Source organism: Inquilinus sp. (assembly GCF_039594555.1).
Taxonomy (GTDB): domain Bacteria; phylum Pseudomonadota; class Alphaproteobacteria; order DSM-16000; family Inquilinaceae; genus Inquilinus.
The window spans coordinates 1-20,097 of sequence record NZ_JBCNNF010000084.1 but is presented as its reverse complement, the minus strand read 5'-3'; the positions used below and the strand labels follow the sequence as shown (position 1 = coordinate 20,097).

The window sequence follows — 20,097 nt, the reverse complement described above, 5'->3', positions numbered from 1 at the left end:
TGACGGGACTGCAGGCGCGCAACCAGCTCGTGAACGAGGCGCTGGCGCTGTCTGGCCGCGGTGCCCCGCAGACGGCATCGGCGCCGCAATCGTCCTCGCCAAGCATCCAGGCGCCGGACATCCAGGGCGCCATGCAAGATCAGTACAAGGCGCAGCTGGGGCAGTGGCAGCAGCAACAGCAGAACGCGCAGGCGGGGCTGGGCGGCCTGTTCAACCTCGGTGCCGCAGCTCTTGGAGGCTGGGCGACGGGTGGCTTCTCTCTCTCCGACATCAGGTTGAAGACCAACATTCGGCAGGTAGGGGAGACGGAAGGCGGCATCCCGCTCTACGAATTCCGCTACCGGGCCGGCGGCCCGCCGCAGATCGGCGTCATGGCGCAGGACGTTGAGCGCCTCATGCCGGCCGCCGTGGTCGAAATCGGCGGCCTGAAGCACGTCGACTATCTCATGGTCGCCTGATCAGGGGGGCACATGGCAGGCATCGTCTATGAGCCGGCGCCGCAGCAGGCCGCGCCGCCCAACCTCCCTGTCGCGCCGGGCTCGGGGTTCTCGCCCCAGACTTTTCGCGACCGGGACAAAGCCTATGGGGATTATCTGGCGGAAGCCCTTCGCACGCCGACCACTGGCTGGTTGGACGGTCTCGCCAAGGTGGCGACCGCCGGCTTTCTGGGTTGGCAGAAGAACCAGAACCAAGGCAAGGCGGATACGGCCCGGGCGAAGTCGCAGTCCGACTTCGCGAAGCTGGTTGACGCCTTGTCGGGCCGCGGGAAGACCGCTGCCACGTCGGCGCCGTCGCTGCAGGACGCCATCGCCACCGCTCGCGGCGCTCCGCCGCTCGGCGCCGTCGACACGAAGCCGCTTCCGCCGATCGGCGCCGCGCCGCCGGTGGGTGGCGGCATGCAGCCGCCGATGGAAGGCGGCCAGCCGATGAACTACGGCCCCGGCTCCTCTGCGATGCCGCCTGCTCCGGTGGCCGGCGTCGCGCCGACAGTTCCCACCAGCGCCCTGCAGACCGCGGCATTGGGCGGAAACGGCATGCCGCCTGTACTGCCGGGCGCCATGAACCAGCCGGCATCGCCGATGGCGTCGCCGGATCTGGCCAATCAGTTCTTCGGGGGTGCCGCGACAGGCATCATGAACAACCTGCCGCAGCTTGGCGCGCCTCTCGCTGCTGGGGCCGGACAGGATCAGCTGAGCGGCGGAGCCGGCACCGACATGGTCTATGGCAAGCTGCCGCCTGACATGGTCAGGATGGAAAGCGGCGGCCGGCAGTTCGATCGGAACGGCCAGCCTCTGACCAGCCCGGCAGGCGCGATCGGCATCGCTCAGGTGATGCCGGCGACCGGCCCCGAGGCCGCGGCTCTCGCTGGTCTGCCCTGGGACGAGCAGCGGTTCCGGAACGACCCTCAGTACAACGAGGCGCTAGGCGCCGCCTATTATCAGGCGCAGCTTGGCCGCTACGGTGGCGACCCGGAGCTGGCGCGGGCCGCCTACAATGCCGGGCCAGGGCGCACCGACCAGTACGTCAACGGCGGTCGTCCGCTGCCGGCAGAGACGGTCAAATACGCCGACATGAACGGCGATGGTCGCGTTGGCGGAGGCTCGGGTCAGGACGCGCTGCGGGGCGGTGCCGGGCCGGACACCATGGCCGCTCCACAGGCGCTACAGCAGTCCCAGCAGCAGGGGCCGCAGTTCTCCCCGGAAGTGATGCAGGCCGCGTTCGCCATCCTGTCCGACCCATGGGCGGACGAGGGGCAGAGGCAGGTTGCCGGCTTGGTGATCGGCCAGGCTCTGAAAATGGATCAGCCGATCAACGGCATCGAGGTCAACAACCGGCTCGTCAACCCGCGGACCGGCCAGGTGCTGGCCGACTTCTCGCAGCAGCAGTTCCATACCCTGTCGGCCGACGAGAAGGCCGCGCGCGGGCTGCCGGCGGAAGGAGCCTTTCAGATCGGCCCGGACGGGAAGGTCTCCCAGATCGGCGGCAGCGGCACGACGATCAACCTCAACACGGCGTCGAACCAGGAAGCGATCCGTGGCGCCGATCAGAGCGTGGTCGGCATCCAGTCCGCCATGCAGGCGCTGGACCGCGCCATGGAGCTGAACAATAGCGCCGCCAGCGGGCCGCTGGCCGGCGTCGAGCAGCTCGGCAATCGGCTGTTCGATCAGCAGGCCGCGGCGGCGACCACGGAGATGAACACGTTGATCACGCAGACCGCGCTGGATCAGCTGCGGGCGATCTTCGGCGGCAACCCGACTGAGGGCGAGCGCAAGATCCTGCTGGAGATGCAGGGCGCCGGCAACATGACCCGCGCCGAACGTGCCGCGGTTCTGCAGCGCGCCAAGATCGCGGCGCAGAACCGCCTTGCCCTTGCCCAGGCGCAATCCCGCGATCTCCGGACAGGCGACTACTACAAGCAGGGATACCAGCCGCCGACGCCTGCTGGCGTCTCTCCGGCGCAGGGCCAGTCGCCTCAGGGCGCATCGCCGGCCGCGACCCCGGCTGCGCCGCCCAGCACCGTCATCCGCTATGACGCGCAGGGGAACCGCATTCAATGATCCAGGCGCAGTCGGCCGATGGCGTGATGCACCAGTTCCCGGACGGAACGGATCCATCCGTCATCGATCGGGTCATGAAGCAGTATGCCCAGCAGCAGCTCGCGCCGGCGGAGCCTCCTGCAGTGCCGGAGGGCCAGTGGCGCGACCCGATGACGGGGAAGGTGCGCGAGGACCCCGGCTGGCTCACGCGCAATCTGGCGTCGCTCAATGCGGCCATCAGTGGTCCAACGGACGCGCTACGGCAGGGCGCTACGCTTGGGTTGGCGGATGAGGTTGGGGCGGCAGGCGGCGCGCTCGGCGACGCCGCTGGCCGCGCGATCACCGGCAAGAGCCCGAACGGGCTGTCGTCCCTCGTCACCGGCCAGCAGAGCGACTACGGCCGCAACCTGGAGCAGATCCGCGGCCAGCAGCAGGCCTGGGGCGAAGAGCATCCGATCGCCGACACTGCCCTGCAGGTGATCGGCGGCCTGGGGACCGGGCTCGGAATGACCAAGGGCGTTGCCCCGGCCAAGACGCTCCTCGGGAACATCGGACAGAACGCGGCAATCGGCGCTGGAACGGGGGCTGTCGCTGGTGCCGGCAATGCCGAAGGCGGCCCATACGAGCGCCTTGTCGGAGCCCTGACGGGTGGCGCGACCGGTGGTGCGCTTGGCGGCGCTCTCCCGGCGGCGGGAGCGATGATCGGTCGGGGCGTGGGGCTGGTCGGCAACGCGCTCGGGCTGCGCAACGCCGAGAAGCAGGCCGGGCGCCTGATGCTCAATGCGCTGGAGCGCGACCAGGTTACGCCGCAGGATCTGGCGGCAAGGGCCGCGCAGTATCCGAACCAGCCGGTGACACTCGCCGATGTCGCCGGCCCCAACACACAGCGCCTCGCCGGCTCCGCCTTCCGCGTGCCCAGCGCTGGCCGCGCACAGATGCTGGAGCAGCTTGAACAGCGGAATTTCGAGCGGCCGGAACGCATCGTCGACCTGATGCGGGGTGCCATGGGCAACCCGGAGGCGTTCACGCAGACGGTGGAGCAGATCGGCGCTCAGCGTGCCGCCGCCGCCAAGCCGCTGTATGACGCCCTCCGGCAGAGCGACCCGGCGATGTACAACACGCCCGAGGTGATCGAGATCCTGAACACCCCCGCCGGACGGCGCGCGATCGCCGCGGCGGAGCAGCGGGCGCTGAACCTGCGCGAGCCGTTCCCAAGGTTGGTCGAAACCGTCACGGATCCCCTGACGGGCGAACAGAGCCTGCAGGTCACCAAGATCCCGAATTTCGAGGCGCTCGATCAGGTGAAGCGCAGCCTGGATGACATCATCGAGGATGCCCGCGATCCGATCAGCCGACGCATCCCGTCTGAGGTCCGTGATATTGCCAGGGTGCGCGGCGACCTCGTGGCCGAGATGGACCATGTCACTGGCGGCCCCGATGGCCTCTACGCGAGCGCGCGCAAGGCCTTTGCCGGGCCGAGCGCCAGCATTGACGCCCTGAACTCAGGCCGAGCCTTCGCGCAGGGCGACGTGGAGGATATGGCGCGGGTCTTCAACACCATGTCGTCCGGCGATAAGGATCTGTTCCGGCTCGGCGTCGTGCGCCAGTTGCGCGAGATGATCGAGCGCGGGACCGGGACGCGCAACCAGGCCGCTGCGATCATGGGGCCGGGCATGCGTCGCCGGCTGGCGGAGATCTTCCCGGACCAGAAGAGCTATCAGGCGTTCATGGACGCGCTGCGCATGGAGAACACCATGCAGCAGACCAGCAACGTCATCCGAGGCAACAGCTCCACGGCGGAGCGGCTATCCGAGGATGCGACCCAGGCGGCTGCGCTGAACGACATCGCCGACCTTGGGGGCGCCATCGTCTCCGGAAGCCCGACACGCATTGCCAGCGCCGGCCTGGGCTGGGCAGCTCGGCGGGCGAGGGGGATCAACGAGCCGGTGGCCAATGAGCTGGCAACCGCGCTCATGAACCCGTCGCCTCAGGCGCGCAACAAGGTCATCGCTGAACTGCTGCGCACATCCCAATCGCGCCAAGCCCCCCGGCCAGTCCCGGCGGCGCTCCTAACAGGAGCGCGATTCCTATTGCCGAGCCTCCTAGCAGGGTCACTCGCGCCAAAGTCGCCCAATTGAAGGGAGCGGCGCGCCAGCTTCGGCTGGTGACCGGTTCATAGATGCCGGTCTCCGCATCGTACTTCGCGCAGTACTCAGCCCAGGTTCTGGGCTGATCGAGTTCTTTGCCCATCCGGCCAGCATAGCAGATCCAGGCCTCGCCACACAGCGGGGCCTTTTCTTTTGGAGCCCCGCATGCCGAGAGACGCCAACGGCACCTATACCAAGCCGGCCGGCACGACGGCCGTCACCGGCCAGGTCATCAGCTCGTCCGCCTACAACAACCTCGCCAATGACGAAGCCGATGCCCTGACGGACAGCCTGAGCCGGAGCGGCAAGGGCGGCATGCAGGCCGACCTGAACATGGGCGGCAAGAAGGTCACGAACGTCGGCAATTCGAGCGCCAGCAGCGACGCCGTGCGCCGTGACCAGGCCATCGCGTTCGCTCGCGAGGCGCAGTACGGCGGCGTCAGCACCGGCTCCGCCAACGCCCATGCGATCACGCTGTCGCCGACGCTCACGACCCTGCCGGACGGCCTGATCATCACCTTCCGCGCCGGCTTCACCAACACGGGCGCGACGACGCTCGACGTCAATGGCCTCGGTGGCCGTACGATCCGGCGGGAGGACGGCACGGTGCTGCAGGCCGGTGACATCGTCGCCGGGGGCATCGTCGCGGTGCTCACCAACAACACGTCGGCGCTGTTCATCCTGCTCAACCCGCGCACGAGCGTGGCGCTCGGGACCGCCGCGGCGCGGGACGTCGGCACCGGAGCCGGGAACCTGCCAGAGATCACCAACGGCAGTGGGCAGTTTGATGGTGCCGTCGACGCCGCGCACAAGGCCCTGGACAACCTGACCGGCGCCGGCATCCAGCGAACCACCTGGGCTTCCATCGCCTTCACCGGGGCCGGGAGCGTGATTGCGGCCTTCAACGGCGCTGGAGTGACCCGCAACGGTGTCGGCCTCTACACCATCACGTTCCCAAGCCTGTCTGGGAGCTATCGTGTCTCGATCGACACGGATGTTCCGGTCTCCGCCACCGGCAACAACGCCAACGTCGTCAGCGGCTCGCGCACCGCGACCAGCGTCCAGATTGCGACGATGCAGGGCAACTCAGGGATGAGTGCCTTCGACCCCGACCGCGTCACCGTCACCATCTCCCGGATTGCCTGAACATGGCCTCGAACATCGATCCGACCAAGCCGGAAACCGGCCTGGCGACGACCGCCTCTGTGCGCCTGAATTTCCAGGCGGCGAAGGACGAGCTGGAGACGACGTCTCCTGCCTTCAGCACGATCGCGGCGGCCGTGGCGGGCGCCCCTCAGGCTGTCCGGGACTTCCTGCTGACGACAGGCGCGCAGGCGCCGGGCGACAGCATGGCGGCGTGGAAGAAGGTCGTGTCGGAGCCAGCCCATGCCGGTAAGTTCCAGGACAGCGCCGGGAGCTGGTGGGAGCTGCAGCCGCCGACCATCGGTGTCAACGTCGAGCTGTTCGGCGCGGTCGGCGATGGCGACACGGTCGCCGGCACCGGCACCAACAACTCCCAGGCGATCCAGAACGCCATCGAGTTCATGACGCTCGTGCCGGGCGGGGGCTACGTCTACGGCCAGGCCGACAAGGTCTACGGCATGGGATCCTACATGTCGGCCAACGTCGCATGCCGGATGCGGCCGAACGTGATCGTGAAGGGCGCCGGAATGGGGCGCTCGACGTTCTACGCCCTGCAGGACAACGTCATCCTGTTCGGCCAGCATTCCGATCCCAGCAGCGCCGCAGTGACGCCGGGCTATGTCGGCTTCGAGGATCTGACGCTCTGGGGCTATGCCGACCGGAACACGACACAGGGCGCCGACCCCACGGGGCGCCTGGTCCAGGTGCAGGCATTCGAGCAGCTGTGGTTCCGCCGTGTGGAGGCCAAGTACTCCCGCCACATGGCGATCAGCGGCGCCGCTGAGACGGCCTGGGTTGAGGACTGCTTCGTCAACCACAACTTCAAGGACCACATCAACATCGCGCGGACGACCACGTTCATCGCGACGAACAACCGTGGCCTCTACGGCGGCGACGACTTCATCGCCTCGCATTCTCTGCCGCCGATCGGCACCAGCTCGACGGCGTCGGCGCAGTACCAGCGCTCCGTCGTCATCATGGGCAACCGCTGGATGTACGGCTACGGCATCCGTGTGCTTGGCGCCCAGAACGCAGCGATCGTGGGCAACCACGGCCGCTTCGTGCCGGGCCAGGGGCTCGTGTTCGGCCGGGCCGGGGACGAGGGGAACAACGACGTCCACTCGATCATCATGGCCAACAACACCGTCACCGACGTGGTGAACACCAACGTCTTCGGCGGCGCGGACGTATGCTGGGGCATCTACATCACGCCGCCTACGCTGTCGGTCGGCACCGCGCCAGGCGCGCCGCCGGTTGCTCCCGGTCAGTTCGACTATACTGGCAAGGCGTGGGTGAAGCCCAACCCCTATTGGGACAAGATCGGCACGACGATGCCGAAGGGGGCCAACGCCAAGATCATCCTGGCGAACAACATTGTCACACAGAAGGTGTCTCAGCCCGGCGCCGGCACGAATTGGGCAGACCTGGGTTTCGGGCAGTTCTGGACCAACGGCTCCGGCGGCTTCCAGAACCCGGCGTTCTCCACATCAATCCTGAGCCCGAACAGCCGCGGCATCTACATCTCCGGCGCACTGGAGAGTGTGCAGTTCAGCAACAACCAGATCGATGGCTTCGCCACCGGCTGCTACTTCTCGGGCACGACGCAGTACCTGAACAACGTCAAGTTCGACGACAACACCTTCGTGCGGTGCGGCCTCGGCGTGCAGCTGCGCAGCACCAGCCGCCAGCGTGTCGACGTCGAGTTCACCAACAACACCTTCGACATCGACCCGAAGCTGGAGCATGCCGATCGGGCGGCAGATGGCTCGTGGATCAACGCCAGCACGGCCGGCGGCAGCGCCATCGACGCGACCGACGTCACGGGCGTCGTCATGTCGGGCAACCACTTCAAGAACGCCAAGAAGCCGGCCCACATCACGGCCAACAGCGGCATCAAGCTCGTCGGGAACTTCTATTACGGCGATCCGGTGAACCTGCGCGGCATGGGCGCCTATCCCAACCCGCAGCACAACCACCTGATCGCGACCAACGAGAACCCGCAGGACGCCTCGACGGATCCGGATGCCGGCTATATGGCCTACACCGGCCCGAAGTTCTCCACCGGCACCTACACGGCGCAGCCGGCCTCGGGGACATGGCTCGCGTCCACCTGGGTCGCCAACGCCTCGCCCGGTGCGGCGCTCCTATCCGGCGCGGTGTTTAACGCCGGCTGGTGGCGGCGCACGACGGGTAGCGGAAACACGAACCTTACCGACTGGCTGCCGGTTTACTGGCAGATCTACCAGCCGGTGAAGACCGGCACAGCCTCGCCGGTCGGCGTCACGGCGCCGGAGTTCATTGGCCAGCTTTGGGTCGACACCGCCGCCAACGCCATCTACCACGGCAACAACCCGGCATCGACGTCGGGCTGGATCCAGGTGGCGACCGGTGCCGGCTCGCTCGGCACGATGGCCACGCAGAACGCCAACGCCGTCAACATCACTGGCGGTACTATCACCGGCATCACCGACCTCGCCATCGCAGATGGAGGCACGGGAGCCAGCACCGCGGCGGCGGCGAGGACCAATCTCGGCCTCGCCATCGGCACGGATGTGCAGGCATTCGACGCCGATCTGCAGGCTATTGCCGCGCTGACGAGCGCCGCTGATCAGGCTCCATACGCGACCGGCACCAGCACTTGGGCAATGATGACGGTCACGGCTGCGGCGCGGACGGTGCTCGACGACACGACCACTGCGGCGATGCTGACGACGCTCGGTGCCTTCCCGAAGGCCGGCGGCGATCTGACCGGCCTGGTGACGCAGAGCGGCGGCAACGGTGTCGTCGTCGGCGGCACGGCGCTTGTGGCTGGGGTCTACGCCGGAAGCGCGGTCACCCCGCAGGTTCAGGTCCAGGCGGCCGGCGCCGTGGGCCTCGCGGCCTTCAGGGCCGGAGCGTCGGCCAGCCCGCCAATTCTCGGCGCCTACAAGACCCGCGGCGCCTCAGCGGGTGCCCATACGGCGGTCAACACCAGTGACCAGCTTTTCGCCTTCGTCGGCGGCGGCTCGGACGGGACGGCCTACCGTGACGGCTTCCGCATGATCGCGACCGTCACCGGGGCGCCCACGGCCACCAACGTTCCGACCCGGATGGACATCCTGACCGGTGACGGGACGAGTTCGTTCACCGGCCTTGGGCAGGACCAGAACGGCAACCTGCAGGTCAACCAGCAGACCGTGGTCACGCAGGCGCGGCACATCCAGCTCCGCAGCTACACCGTCGCGACGCTCCCGAGCGCGGCCACTGCGGCTCAGCTGATCTACGTGTCGGACGGCACCTCCAACAAGCGCCTGGCGGTCTCTGACGGCACCAATTGGCGCTGGCCGGATGGGGCGATTGTCTCGTGACCCGGGGAGGCCGGCATGCCTGAGAGCGCGAAGAAGGCCGATTGGAAGGATTGGGCCTACCGCACGGCCCTGGGCGCCGTCGTGGTGTGGGGCGTGAATTGGCTCGGCGGCAAGATCGACACGCTGAGCGGGCTGCCTGGCCAGGTGAAGCAGCTCGTCACCGACGTCGACACGGTCAAGAAGGCGCAGGCCGACATGAAGGCCGCGCAGGACGAGATGAAGCGCACGCAATCCGGCTTCGCGACGGGTGCCGATGTGCAGAACCTGACGAGCCGCGTCGACAATCTCACCGGCCGCGTCGACACCATGGAGACGACCGTCAACAGCCTCGTCCGGCCGGCGCCCAAGCCACGATGATCCGCGGAGCCTTCGTGGGGCTGCTTCTGGCGGCCTGCGCGCCCCGGGTGATCGAAAAGCCGGTCATGGCGCCGGTCGAGACGCCGCGCGTGCCGAAGGAAGCAGCGACGCCCTGCGGCGGCGTCGACTGGCCGCCCATCACGCTTCCCACCACCGCGGCCGAGCAGGTAGCCGGCCGCCACGCTGACCGGGCCATGGCCGATGCCGCGCTCGCCGAGTGCGACGGGCGCCGCGCCAGCGGCGTGAGGGCGCTTCGCAGACGATAGGAGAGACCATGCCGACCGTTCCCCGCGGGATCCGCAACAACAATCCTGGGAACATCGACGCCGGCCAAGCCTGGATAGGTCGTGCCGAGCGGGCGGAGATGACGCAGGAGCAGAAGGCCGAGAAGCGGTTCGCCATCTTCAAGGCGCCGGAATGGGGCATCCGGGCCATCGCCAAGCTGCTCCAGTCCTATCAGACCAAGCACAAGCTGCGCACCGTCCGCGGGATCGTGAACCGGTGGGCGCCCCCGGTCGAGAACAACACGAGCGCCTATGTCGCTGCGGTCGCCAAGGCCGTTGGCGTGGGGCCAGACGAGCCGGTCGACGTCACCGACTACGACACGGCCGCGCGCCTGGTGGACGCGATCATCGCTCATGAGAACGCCGGGTATCGCTACCCGTCCGAAGTGGTCCGGCGGGGATTGGCCCTGGCCGGCGTGGAAGAGAGGAAGTGAGATGCCGAACTCCCCGTATCCCGGCATGCCGCAGACGGCTACCAAGGCCAATGTCGGCAGCCTCGTCTCCGCCGCCGTGACGCTGGTTCTGTATGCCATAGGCCGCCTGACCGGCATCGTAGAAATCCCGGACAGCGGCGTGGTACAGGAGGCGGTGATCGGCCTCGTGACCTTCGGCGTCACCTGGGCGGTGTCGTGGCTCGCGATCTATCTGCCGTCGAACAAGCCGGTGGACAGCGCCGGCAATCCGATGCGGACGCATCCGCTTGTCACCTGCGCCGCCATCGGCATCACGCTCGTGCTGCTCGGCTCCTTTCTGTCTGGCTGCGCTCCTTCTGGTGGCGCTGCTCAACCTGCAGATACGAGCGGCGTCCAGAAGAACATCGCCTATGCCGAAGGCTACGTCGCGGTCGGAAAGGCCGCAGCAGCCACCTGCATCGCCCTGAAGCTGCCGGTCTGCTCGAGCCCGGCCTTTGCCGATGGCGTCGCCAGGGCGACCGCCGTCGCTGACGAGGCCATTGCGGAGGCGAAGAGCTATCCCATCAACGGCACGACGCAGGACAAAATCAATGCGGCGCTCCGCGTGGCCATGAACGCCGTCTTGCTGTTCTACAGCCTGAAATGAGAGGGGCCGGCTCCGTCAAGCCGGCCCCTCTCGCACCCCGAGGCACTTCATCGTTCTCGCGCCCCACCATACCGCATTCCGGCGCCGGAACGAATCCCCTATTTCTCTCGATAGCGAATCGGCCACGAAAGCCGCGGAAACGCTAGGTTTTACCCTATAAATCCACCCGAATTTCCTCGAGAGGAAATCGGCCAGTTATTGGGAAATTCCCAACAACTGAGCCGTCTCCCTACCTTCCCGTCTCCCTGAACGCCTTCCGCTTCCAGCTCTCCGCGATCGTCCGGTTGCAGTCGACCAACACCAGCGGCCGATGCGGCAGGCGCCGGCATCGCGGCGCGGAGCCGGGCGGTGGTCAGCAAGGCCGCCAGCGTCGCCAAGACCGCGGCCGTGGCCGGCGGCGGCGGCGTGGCGCTGATCGGCGCGGCGGTCGACAACCTGCAGACCGTGGCGCCGGCGGTGCCGATCCTGCGCGACATCGCCAGTCTGCCGTGGTGGCTGCTGGCCGCCGGCGGCGTGGCCGCGGTGGTCGCGGTCATCGTCTGGCTGGTGCTGAGGCGGAAATGATCGCCGCGGCGTGGGCATGGTTCGTCGGATCGAAGGTAGGACGCTGGATCGTCGCTGCCGGCGCCGTGCTGCTGGCGATCGGCGGCGCGCTGCTGCTGGGCCGGCGGCAGGGGCGGCAGGCCGCAGGGCAGGAGCAGGAGGCCCAGGAGCATGAAGCCTATCGCGATGCGGTGCAGACCCGCGACCGGGTGGAGGATCGCCTTCGCCGCGCTGCTGACGGCACCGCTGCTGACGAGCTGCGCCGGCACTGGTCCCGCGACGATTGACTGCGTCTGGGCCAAGCCGATCTACATCAGCCCCGCCGACATCCTGACCGATCCGACCGCCCGCCAGATCCTCGCCCACAACCAGACGGGCGACGAGCGCTGCGGGTGGAAGGAAAGTCGGTGAGGTAGCGGTCGGGAGTCTCGACGGAACTCCGACCCTGTTCCGCGGGTCTACATATGGAACCGTGGAGGCAAAATGATGCCGCTCATGAAATCGTTGCTCAACGCCGCTCTGGTAGCCGCCGCCTTGGTATCGGTGGCCCCGGTGGTTGCGCCCGCCGCTCACGCCGAAGGTGCCTCGGAACACAACCAACCGCACGTGTGGCGCTATTCCCGTCATCGTGGCGACCACGACCGGGACTGGCGACGGGATCATGAACGCTACCGCGACCGGTATAGCTATCGTCGACATCGCGACGACGACCGGCGCCACCACGGCCGTCATCGCCACGAGAATAGCGCCGAGGAGCGTTTCTGGAACCTCGTTCGCTGATCACCGGTCCCCCGGAATTGGAAAGCCCGACCCGGAGCATGGTGGGGGACACCGCCGGGTCGGGCTGGATGCTCGGGGGACGCCTTCGCATCCAACGACATTCAGAAGGTGTTTCGCGAAACCGTCATCCCCCATTTGGAGGACGCTTCACGTTCGGCGCGACGTCGATCGGAACAGGCAGAAGGGGCGCGTTGAGGGGCTTCTTAAGCCGCGTCGACCCGTTCATATCGGCCGGCTTCGTCGCCAATGACCGAAAGCTCCGGCGCATCGGGAAAGTCGATGTCGATTCGCCGCAGGCCCTGGTCATCGCGCCATGCTCGGCGGACGATCCCGATCGCTCCTCGAAGATGGCGAGGATTCCGGTCAATGCCCGGCACCTTCCTCACGTGATCGTCGGTCTGGAAATTGGATATCTATCTCTCCTTGAGCTGGGACGCCTCACGGCGTTCTACACGCAAGATATGGTGCCATGAGCTTCAGGGAAGCGCAATCGGCAGATATCCGCCCTGAAACGAAGAGCCCCGCCGAAGCGGGGTTTCTGCCCATAAAGTCATGCGAGAGGACGGCGGCGCCGTCGCGGGCCTGGGTCAGGCCCCTTCGTTGGATCCCTCGGTAGCTCGGCTCGCGGGCACAGCTTCTGCAGATTCCTCTTCCTCGATCTCCAACAAAATGCCGATTTTTCTCACCATTTCGGCAACGCCTGTCACACCTCCCGCGGCGAGTTCGTTAGCGTATCCATCGGGCGTGAGCTTGGGCTTCTTGCAGTTGATAAAATCCTTTCTCACCGCCCACGCAAACGCACTTTTATGGATGCTGGCGACATCCATGATAAAGTCATCTGGAGTTCGGGTGTGAATCCCATATTGTGATAGTGTCTCTTCGGGAAAATCCCTCAGGTTCGAAGTGACTATAACGCTGGCGCGAGCGATTATTGCTGCTGCGACCACGTGCCGATCCTTAGGGTCGGGAAGGTTAATTACAGGTATGAGCTGCTGATATCCCTGCACCACACTGTCTTCAACGGCGTCGTTCATGAATGAACGTGTGCGTTGCAGACGCTCAAGAGGGATCCCCAGCCGCCGCGAAACCGCAGCAGTCCATTCGTCGTGGACTTCTTCGCTCCAGCGAGCTCGGAAAACTCCCGTCTGCGCCAACCAAAGCGTAAGGCTGCGCAGACGGGCGCCATAAAAGACATTTGCATCAAAAAAAGCAGTGAAGGTTGAGATCATTTAATCCAAGCCCAATTCCTCCTCTTCCTCGGCGAGGGCCTTCAGTGCAGCTTCTCTGCGCTTCTTTGAGCCCTCTTCGTAGGTGAGGATGTCGCTGAATTTAACCCTTCTGTGCCGCCCAACCAGGCGAGCTGGCAATGTCCCTTTGTCGATCAGACCCACCACATAGGGCCGAGAGACGTTGAGAAAATCGGCAGTCTCCTGGGTGGTGAACTCTGCGTCGTGAGGGATCACCGAGAAGGGCACACGCTTGGCCATCGCCGAAAGCAATTCGGAAATGAGAACCACTGCACGCGCAGGAAGGGGAACAATGACATTTCCTCCTTCAACCCCGGTGATTGCGATTTTTATGTTCTGATTTTCCTTTGCAATCGGCCCGAGCTTACGCGCGGCTTCCTTCGCGATAACGGCTTCGGCGTCGTCAGCGACGAACGGACCCTCGGTTTGGTCCATGAGTGCTAACATCGTCGTACCCCTGTCTGTTTGGTTCCTCCGGCACACTGCCGAAGGTCTGCATTCAACTCATCGCGCTCAACGCATTAGACGCATTAAACGCATTAAACGAAATGGGCGTAAATAGCGAAATTGGAAGGTGCGCCATGCTGACACGCGCGCATATCGGATTCGCGGAAACCAAATTGCGGACAAATTTCTCCGTTAGCGCCTCACGCACACGTGTGCGTGATCGAGGCCGCTTTTGGAAAGCGTTCGGGCGCCCCTACAATCCGCCGTGATGCGCATCTCCATCTGAAACACTATCGAGATATGCTGGCCGCGTCGATCGCCTCCGGGGCAACTCGGCTGACCGCGTCCGGTGTTCTCGCCGCACATGGCAGTCTCCTATCTCGGATGAATGCTCAGCGCCTTCAGGTGCCGTTCCGCGACCGAGAGCCCCATAGCCAGGAGCGCGCGGATCTCATCCTCACGCATCCCGAGTTCGAGCCCGATCCAGCGCAGCTCGTTCCTTCGGATCGCGTCCTCGATCTCGACATCGATGATCTTGGTCTCAAGGTCGCGCGGCATGGCTCATTCCTTCTTCGCGCTGCTGGGCAGCATCCAGTCGGTCGACTGAGGCGGCGTCTTCTCGCGAGGGGTGACCGCGATGTCGGGGCCACCGTTCACCCATGTCGCGACCGGGTGCTCACGATGGCCGATCACGTAGCCGCTCACCCGAAGCTGTTCGATGGCGGCAGAGGCGAGAAGCGACGCCTTGGCTTCGTCCAGCCCTCTTGTGCGCCGGCTCGGATGCCCGACCCCATGGCCTCGGAAGGCCAGCGATATGGACCACTTCAGGCCACTCAGGAGATCCTGATAGGGCATGTCTCAGGCTCCCGCGGCCAGGCGCGCGCCGAAGACCATGCAGAACGCCTGCACCTCTTCCCACAGGTCCTCGTCCGTGCAGATCAGCGCCTCCGCTGGGACCGCGGCCACGTCGATTGGTTGGCTGCCAGCCCGGGCCATTCCATGGAGCGCCGTCAGGGCGTCCTGCAGCCTGGCCGGCTGCCGGCTGTCGACCCCCTCGTTGATCCAACGGGCGGCCTGCCACATCGTCGCTCGCTCGTTGGCACCGAGCGGCATAGCGTAGCTCGGGTCGACATCGCCTTCCGGGTCCTGGCCCTTGGCCAGAAGCATGCGGTCGCCCATGAGCTTCAGGCACTGGAGCCCGAGATTTCGGCTCGCTGCGTCGAGCGCGCGGCCTCTCAGCGCATTGGCGACCACCGGCGGGAGCAAGTCCATATCTCGCACCTCGATCGGTTCGTGTTCTCTAAATGTTCTAAATCCCGAGGCGGCCAGAGTCGAGTCGATTCATAAAAGTCTATGGATTGTAGCTCCAGGGGCGACGTGCCCCTAAATGCAGCTTAGCGCCTATGATCTTGCCGGAATCGTGCGGGCGCCTCGCAGTTGGCATGCCCAGCCCAGATGCCACGGCCGGCACGCTCGGCCTCTTCCTGTGCGGGCAGGAATAGCTCCTTGCTGTACCGGGGCAATGCCCAAGCCCAGCCCGAGCGCACCATCGCGTCGCCGATGCTCTGCTGCCCGGCCCAGCATTCCGCGACCGTCCGGCCGTAGCGGTCGTGGTCCTTCGTCGTGCAACGCAACTCGCCGCCGGCCAGGATCGCCTTCAGCCCTTCGGTGGCTTCCTCACCAATGGCGCGCTCCACGCCGTTGATCCGGCAGGACTGCAGGCGCTCAGGAGCGTCGTAGCCCCATAGGCGCACGCGCTGGCCGTCGACGCGGATGGTGTCGCCGTCGACAACTTCGACTGCGGCGAGGGCAGGGGATGAGAGGGCAAGAAGGAGGACGATAAGGAGGCACATGCGCCGCTGTCTACTGCCTCGTCCCTTCCTGGTTCAAGGTAAGTGTCCGGGAGCGACCGCGAATTCCGCACGTCCAACCGTCGCCTTTGGGCGGACAGCGGACGCCTTGAGGTCAGCTATGCTTGGGAAGATCGGGGCGGCGATTGAGGCGCTCGACAATTTTGGTGAGATCCGAGCAGAGGCGCTCTTGCGACCCGCCTAAGCGAAAGGCAACGAACGCGGACTTTGCCATCTCCCAGGTCCGCTCGTATTCATCGAGCAACGCGAGCCACCCGTCCTCATCAAGACCAGACGCCTTCACGTTAACGGCATACCACGCGCTACACCGACAGTCCGCGGACACGAGGTCAGCACAGGCCGCTAGAGCCGGCAGGCCCAGGCCTCCTTTCATCATCACGTCCAAAGCGTGTGCTGCCGGGCTTCTAGGATCCAGTCCAGACGGATGAAGGTCTTTGGTCACCATTGGCCAACTATGATCGACGATAGAGCCCATGCCAATGGCTGCTCCGGGTCGCATCGCGCCTTGTCCGCTTTCCGAAGCCGATGGCCGCGGCAGCTCTTGGGCAGCCCGCCGTCGGCGTGGCCGACCGGATCGGGCGGTTAGCGGTCGTTCCAGCTTGATCGATATCCCTGAGAAGGGGGCTCATTCAGTCGAGGCGACTGCCCATTGGCTCCACGGCTCTGGCAGGTCGGGGATGCCCAGTTTGCTCGGAGCGACCTTCACCGCGTTCATCGTCGGTTGCAGCGTTTCTGACACGCAGCCCAAATCAATCCTCAAATGCGCATCGGAGCTGGGGCCGTGCCATTTCACATGTAAGCCGCCGCTGTCTGTCGCGTAGATCCTGCAAGAAGCTTCATCCCCCAGCAAAACCGTCCCATCCGGGCGATAAGGTAGCAAATCGTCACGAAGGCGCCGGAACCGCTCGGGTGCCACGCGATCCCGGCGGTGTACAATCTGCCAGTCGCTGTATTCACCGTCTTTTTCTACAGCCCAGTATCCATGCTCGATCCAGACCCGGCCGTCTGAATATGCGATGATTTTGAAGCTGTCACATCGGCCGCAGCCGAACCCCGGCTCAGCTTCGAATGAGATTTGTTCGACACCAGAATCCGACGAATGGGTCGATGAGTCTTGTGTGGTTGCACAAGCAGCCAGCACAAATGTGGTCAGGGCGACTGAGATGACCGACCAACTGCAGCTCAGCCTCGAGGACGGAAACATCCCTTAAGCGTGACAGATCGTCGGCTGACCGCAAAGGGTCGGATCCGGTCCTGCACCGGTCCAGCGCTTCGCATCGCTTGATAATGAGCCGCCAAGCTGCGGCACGATCCATGCTGGCGGACCATGAGGTTGGCTGAGCGCCAAAGATCGATGTCGGAGGGAAGGGGCATTGCGCTCACCAAGGGTCCGTGACGTCTTCGGGCGCCACCCATCGCCAAGGCGGTACGGCCTTGACCCGCCGAGCCCGGTCGCTGCTCTCGATGTCGTCCTGGATCTCGGAGAGGATCTTGGTGCCCACGTGCCACCTGCTCGCGGCCACCCGTCTCTGGATGAAGCGACGGCGGTGGTGATCGTCTGGGAGGTCGCCAGGATACGCAAGCTCCAGGTGAGCTATCGCCACCTGCGCCTCCCTGGGCTGGTCCCAATGACCAGTGGCGTCGAAGTGCATGTAGGTGCCCTTGACCGAGGCCACGTGCAGCCGATCGCCGGCAATCCTGACGATGACCTCGATCATCCGGACTTTCATGCCGGCCCAATCGGGTATGTGCCTGCGTCGGGCCATGATGCCGTCGAGCAGCTTGGAGCTCGCCTTCAGCACCCGGTCGCCGCCCGGCTCGATGAAGTAGTGACGGATTGTGAATCTGCGCTTGGGGGTCGCCATGGTGCCCAGCCTGGCTGTGGTGACGATCCCCAGGCGGTCAGCGTAGGCGGTGTGGCTTTCGGCGGCAAGACGTGGCGGGGCGAGGCGACTAAGTCGCTGAAAACACGTGGCTCCCTTCTCGGGATTCGAACCCTGCTGGCGTGCTGGTAGAGCACTCCCTTCACACGGGAGGGGTCATTGGTTCAATCCTAGTCTCGTCAACCCTCTTGCGTCTCACTGCGAGAAGTGAGCAAACTCCCAGTATATTTGGGAGATATTCAGATGAATCGCCTCTATTTCGGCGACAATCTTGAGGTGCTGCGCGAGCACATCAAGGACGAGACAGTAGATCTCGTTTATCTAGATCCGCCGTTTAACAGCAATGCCACATACAACCTGTTGTTTAAGTCCGCGTCAGGTAGAAGGGCGGATGCCCAAATCGAGGCGTTCGATGACACTTGGCACTGGGGCGAAGCCGCCGCAGGTGCGTTCCATGATGTAGTTCGCCGGGGAGACGAGATCGCCGGGATGCTTAGAGCGTTCCGCGGCTTTCTCGGTGAAAATGACATGATGGCCTATCTCGCGATGATGGCCGCTCGTCTCACAGAAATGAGGCGGGTGATGAAGCCGACGGCAAGTCTATTTCTCCACTGTGACCCCACAGCCAGCCATTATCTCAAAATCATGCTGGACGGAATATTTGGGACAGAATTTTTCACCAATGAAATAGTGTGGAAAAGAACAACGCCAAAAGGTCTGGCCTTCACGCGCTTTCCATCAAATCATGATCTCATATTATTTTATAGAAGATCTGAGAAATACGTTTGGAGCATGCCGTTCTCTAGCCACGACGCTTCATATATTAAATCCCATTACAATCTTGTCGACAAGGATACCGGTCGGCACTTTCAAGCAACCTCGCTCCTCAATCCGAATCCCAATCGGCCGAATCTGACTTACGAGTTCGCGGGACATAGAAAAGTTTGGCGATGGACAAAGGAAAGGATGCAAAAGGCAGCAGAAGAGGGAAAAATATATTTTCCTCCAGGTGGTGGGGTTCCCAGAGAAAAACGTTTTCTAGATGAGCAAAGGGGAACGCCAATTACGTCTGTCTGGACAGATATTCCTCCTGTGAATTCTCAGGCTGATGAGAGGATCGGCTATCCCACACAGAAGCCTTTAGCGCTTCTCGGAAGGATAATTGAGGCATCAACCAATCCGGGCGCCGTTGTGTTGGATCCATTTTGCGGCTGCGGCACAGCAATTCACGCGGCAGAGAGGCTTGGGCGCGCTTGGATTGGGATTGATGTGACCCACCTTGCGATAGAGGTTATCGAGAGCCGAATCGCGAAGTTTTTGCCATCGACGCAATACACGGTAATCGGCAGGCCACTCGATCTGGAAGGCGCCGCCGAATTGGCTCGGCGCGACAAACATCAGTTTCAGCTCTGGGCTGTCTGGCTCGCCCAAGGCACTCCCTATCAGGACGGAAAGAAAGGACGAGATCGCGGCATCGATGGACAGCGATTCTTCCCGGCGGAGGATGGGGAGGCAGAGCGCGCCATCATCTCCGTGAAGGGCGGCGACCATCTCAGTCCTGCCATGGTGCGCGACCTGCGTGGCACGATTGAACGAGAGGGAGCGGCTTGCGGCTTATTGATACTTCTCCGACCACCAACACGAGAGATGGAGCGAGAGGCGGCTGCCGCTGGAATGACGGACCTGCCCGGCCGGCCGGTCCCGAGAGTTCAGATCCGGACAGTTGCTCAGCTTCTCGATCGAAACGGCTTCGACCTTCCTGTTACCTGGGCTGAGCCGGTGCAGCCGGCCGCGGTCGCTGCACGCGAAAAGAAAGCCGTCAAGCGCCGCAAAATCCCAGATTCCCGCCAGAGGGAGATGCTGTTACCCACGAAGGGCGGAAAGGACGCTTCCGAAGGGGCAGCGCATCAGTCTGTTGCGGCGTCAGCAGCGACGAGGCGAGCCAGGCAAGGAAGATGATGACCAGACATGCCTGGGAGTGAGGCCTATGACAGCTCTGCCCAACGCTCTGGAATCGAGTCGACGATTTGGAACATTCAGCCAACCCGTCTGGCGTATCGTCTGGCGTGGAATTGCCGGAAACGGCAGAAAAAGAACTGATGCGAACGAAAAAGGCGGAGAGCCGCGACCGGTCTCTCCGCCTTCCAAGCCCTTGTCCCGGCGCGGAAATCCGCGGGAACATTCAGGAAATTCGATGGTAGCTGGGGAGGGATTTGAACCCCCGACCAAGGGATTATGATTCCCCTGCTCTACCACTGAGCTACCCAGCCATCGGGGCCGAGCGTATACGCGCCCGCCGCGGCCCGTGTCAAGCCGCCCGGGACAGTGTCGCACCGTCGCGGCATCGCTTGCCGCGGCGGCGGCGCTTCCGGTACCTAGAGACATGACCGCGATGCCCCTCTCCGTCCGCCGGCTGGCCGCCGCCTTCGTGCTGAGCGCCGCCGCCGCCGCC

The 20,097-nt window shown here is 64.6% G+C and carries 22 protein-coding genes and 1 tRNA gene; 14 read left to right on the top strand and 9 right to left on the bottom strand.

Features of this window, described 5'->3' with window-relative positions:
- From ABDW35_RS11710 to ABDW35_RS11650, 13 genes are all read left to right on the top strand, one after another.
- Positions 1 to 458 (top strand): tail fiber domain-containing protein (locus ABDW35_RS11710; RefSeq protein ID WP_343714046.1); only part of this gene is annotated, 458 nt, incomplete at its 5' end.
- Between the two features lie 12 nt (positions 459 to 470).
- Positions 471 to 2,558 carry a transglycosylase SLT domain-containing protein gene (locus tag ABDW35_RS11705; RefSeq protein ID WP_343714045.1) on the top strand — a complete coding sequence of 696 codons (2,088 nt, stop codon included), beginning with the start codon at positions 471 to 473 and terminating at the stop codon, positions 2,556 to 2,558.
- The gene (locus tag ABDW35_RS11700) at positions 2,555 to 4,675 is read left to right on the top strand and encodes a hypothetical protein (RefSeq protein ID WP_343714044.1); all 2,121 of its coding nucleotides are present in this window, start codon (positions 2,555 to 2,557) and stop codon (positions 4,673 to 4,675) included. The genes ABDW35_RS11705 and ABDW35_RS11700 overlap by 4 nt, the downstream gene beginning before the upstream one ends.
- A 174-nt stretch (positions 4,676 to 4,849) precedes the next feature.
- On the top strand, positions 4,850 to 5,830 hold the full coding sequence (locus ABDW35_RS11695; protein ID WP_343714043.1) for a hypothetical protein: 981 nt from the start codon (positions 4,850 to 4,852) through the stop codon (positions 5,828 to 5,830).
- A 2-nt stretch (positions 5,831 to 5,832) separates the two neighbouring features.
- Positions 5,833 to 9,174, top strand: a complete 3,342-nt coding sequence (locus ABDW35_RS11690) for a hypothetical protein (RefSeq protein ID WP_343714042.1) — start codon at positions 5,833 to 5,835, stop codon at positions 9,172 to 9,174.
- 15 nt (positions 9,175 to 9,189) lie between these two features.
- Positions 9,190 to 9,531 carry a hypothetical protein gene (locus ABDW35_RS11685; RefSeq protein WP_343714041.1) on the top strand — a complete coding sequence of 114 codons (342 nt, stop codon included), beginning with the start codon at positions 9,190 to 9,192 and terminating at the stop codon, positions 9,529 to 9,531.
- A 14-nt stretch (positions 9,532 to 9,545) separates the two neighbouring features.
- The gene (locus ABDW35_RS11680; RefSeq protein WP_343714040.1) at positions 9,546 to 9,797 is read left to right on the top strand and encodes a hypothetical protein; all 252 of its coding nucleotides are present in this window, start codon (positions 9,546 to 9,548) and stop codon (positions 9,795 to 9,797) included.
- Positions 9,798 to 9,805: 8 nt separating this feature from the next.
- The gene (locus ABDW35_RS11675) at positions 9,806 to 10,249 is read left to right on the top strand and encodes a structural protein (RefSeq protein WP_343714039.1); all 444 of its coding nucleotides are present in this window, start codon (positions 9,806 to 9,808) and stop codon (positions 10,247 to 10,249) included.
- A 1-nt stretch (position 10,250) separates the two neighbouring features.
- Positions 10,251 to 10,874 (top strand): hypothetical protein, encoded by a 624-nt coding sequence (locus ABDW35_RS11670; protein ID WP_343714038.1) that lies wholly within the window; start codon positions 10,251 to 10,253, stop codon positions 10,872 to 10,874.
- Between the two features lie 348 nt (positions 10,875 to 11,222).
- Positions 11,223 to 11,438: a hypothetical protein gene (locus ABDW35_RS11665; RefSeq protein ID WP_343714037.1), complete on the top strand. Its 216-nt coding sequence runs from the start codon at positions 11,223 to 11,225 to the stop codon at positions 11,436 to 11,438.
- Positions 11,435 to 11,704: a hypothetical protein gene (locus ABDW35_RS11660; protein WP_343714036.1), complete on the top strand. Its 270-nt coding sequence runs from the start codon at positions 11,435 to 11,437 to the stop codon at positions 11,702 to 11,704. The genes ABDW35_RS11665 and ABDW35_RS11660 overlap by 4 nt, the downstream gene beginning before the upstream one ends.
- A gap of 196 nt (positions 11,705 to 11,900) precedes the next feature.
- The gene (locus tag ABDW35_RS11655; RefSeq protein WP_343714035.1) at positions 11,901 to 12,197 is read left to right on the top strand and encodes a hypothetical protein; all 297 of its coding nucleotides are present in this window, start codon (positions 11,901 to 11,903) and stop codon (positions 12,195 to 12,197) included.
- A 191-nt stretch (positions 12,198 to 12,388) separates the two neighbouring features.
- Positions 12,389 to 12,670: a hypothetical protein gene (locus ABDW35_RS11650; RefSeq protein WP_343714034.1), complete on the top strand. Its 282-nt coding sequence runs from the start codon at positions 12,389 to 12,391 to the stop codon at positions 12,668 to 12,670.
- Between the two features lie 114 nt (positions 12,671 to 12,784).
- Here the strand turns inward: ABDW35_RS11650 and ABDW35_RS11645 are convergent, their stop codons facing one another.
- From ABDW35_RS11645 to ABDW35_RS11610, 8 genes are all read right to left on the bottom strand, one after another.
- Positions 12,785 to 13,426 carry a PIN domain-containing protein gene (locus ABDW35_RS11645; protein ID WP_343714033.1) on the bottom strand — a complete coding sequence of 214 codons (642 nt, stop codon included), beginning with the start codon at positions 13,424 to 13,426 and terminating at the stop codon, positions 12,785 to 12,787.
- A complete protein-coding gene (locus ABDW35_RS11640) occupies positions 13,427 to 13,879 on the bottom strand; it encodes an excisionase family DNA-binding protein (RefSeq protein WP_343714032.1) in 453 nt (150 codons plus the stop codon).
- A gap of 387 nt (positions 13,880 to 14,266) precedes the next feature.
- Entirely contained in the window at positions 14,267 to 14,449 is a 183-nt protein-coding gene (locus tag ABDW35_RS11635) for a hypothetical protein (RefSeq protein WP_343714031.1), read from the bottom strand.
- Between the two features lie 3 nt (positions 14,450 to 14,452).
- Positions 14,453 to 14,746: a hypothetical protein gene (locus ABDW35_RS11630; protein ID WP_343714030.1), complete on the bottom strand. Its 294-nt coding sequence runs from the start codon at positions 14,744 to 14,746 to the stop codon at positions 14,453 to 14,455.
- Positions 14,747 to 14,749: 3 nt separating this feature from the next.
- On the bottom strand, positions 14,750 to 15,163 hold the full coding sequence (locus ABDW35_RS11625; protein ID WP_343714029.1) for a hypothetical protein: 414 nt from the start codon (positions 15,161 to 15,163) through the stop codon (positions 14,750 to 14,752).
- Between the two features lie 122 nt (positions 15,164 to 15,285).
- Positions 15,286 to 15,744 (bottom strand): thermonuclease family protein, encoded by a 459-nt coding sequence (locus ABDW35_RS11620; RefSeq protein ID WP_343714028.1) that lies wholly within the window; start codon positions 15,742 to 15,744, stop codon positions 15,286 to 15,288.
- 643 nt (positions 15,745 to 16,387) lie between these two features.
- Entirely contained in the window at positions 16,388 to 16,903 is a 516-nt protein-coding gene (locus ABDW35_RS11615; protein ID WP_343714027.1) for a hypothetical protein, read from the bottom strand.
- A gap of 238 nt (positions 16,904 to 17,141) precedes the next feature.
- Entirely contained in the window at positions 17,142 to 17,627 is a 486-nt protein-coding gene (locus ABDW35_RS11610; RefSeq protein ID WP_343714026.1) for a hypothetical protein, read from the bottom strand.
- 261 nt (positions 17,628 to 17,888) lie between these two features.
- Between ABDW35_RS11610 and ABDW35_RS11605 the strand changes: the two genes are divergently transcribed.
- Positions 17,889 to 19,604, top strand: coding sequence for a DNA methyltransferase (locus tag ABDW35_RS11605; protein ID WP_343714025.1), 1,716 nt, complete (start codon positions 17,889 to 17,891; stop codon positions 19,602 to 19,604).
- A gap of 236 nt (positions 19,605 to 19,840) precedes the next feature.
- On the opposite strand, the gene ABDW35_RS11600 is transcribed toward ABDW35_RS11605, so the two are convergent.
- Positions 19,841 to 19,915, bottom strand: a tRNA-Met gene (locus ABDW35_RS11600).
- Between the last annotated feature and the right edge of the window lie 182 nt (positions 19,916 to 20,097).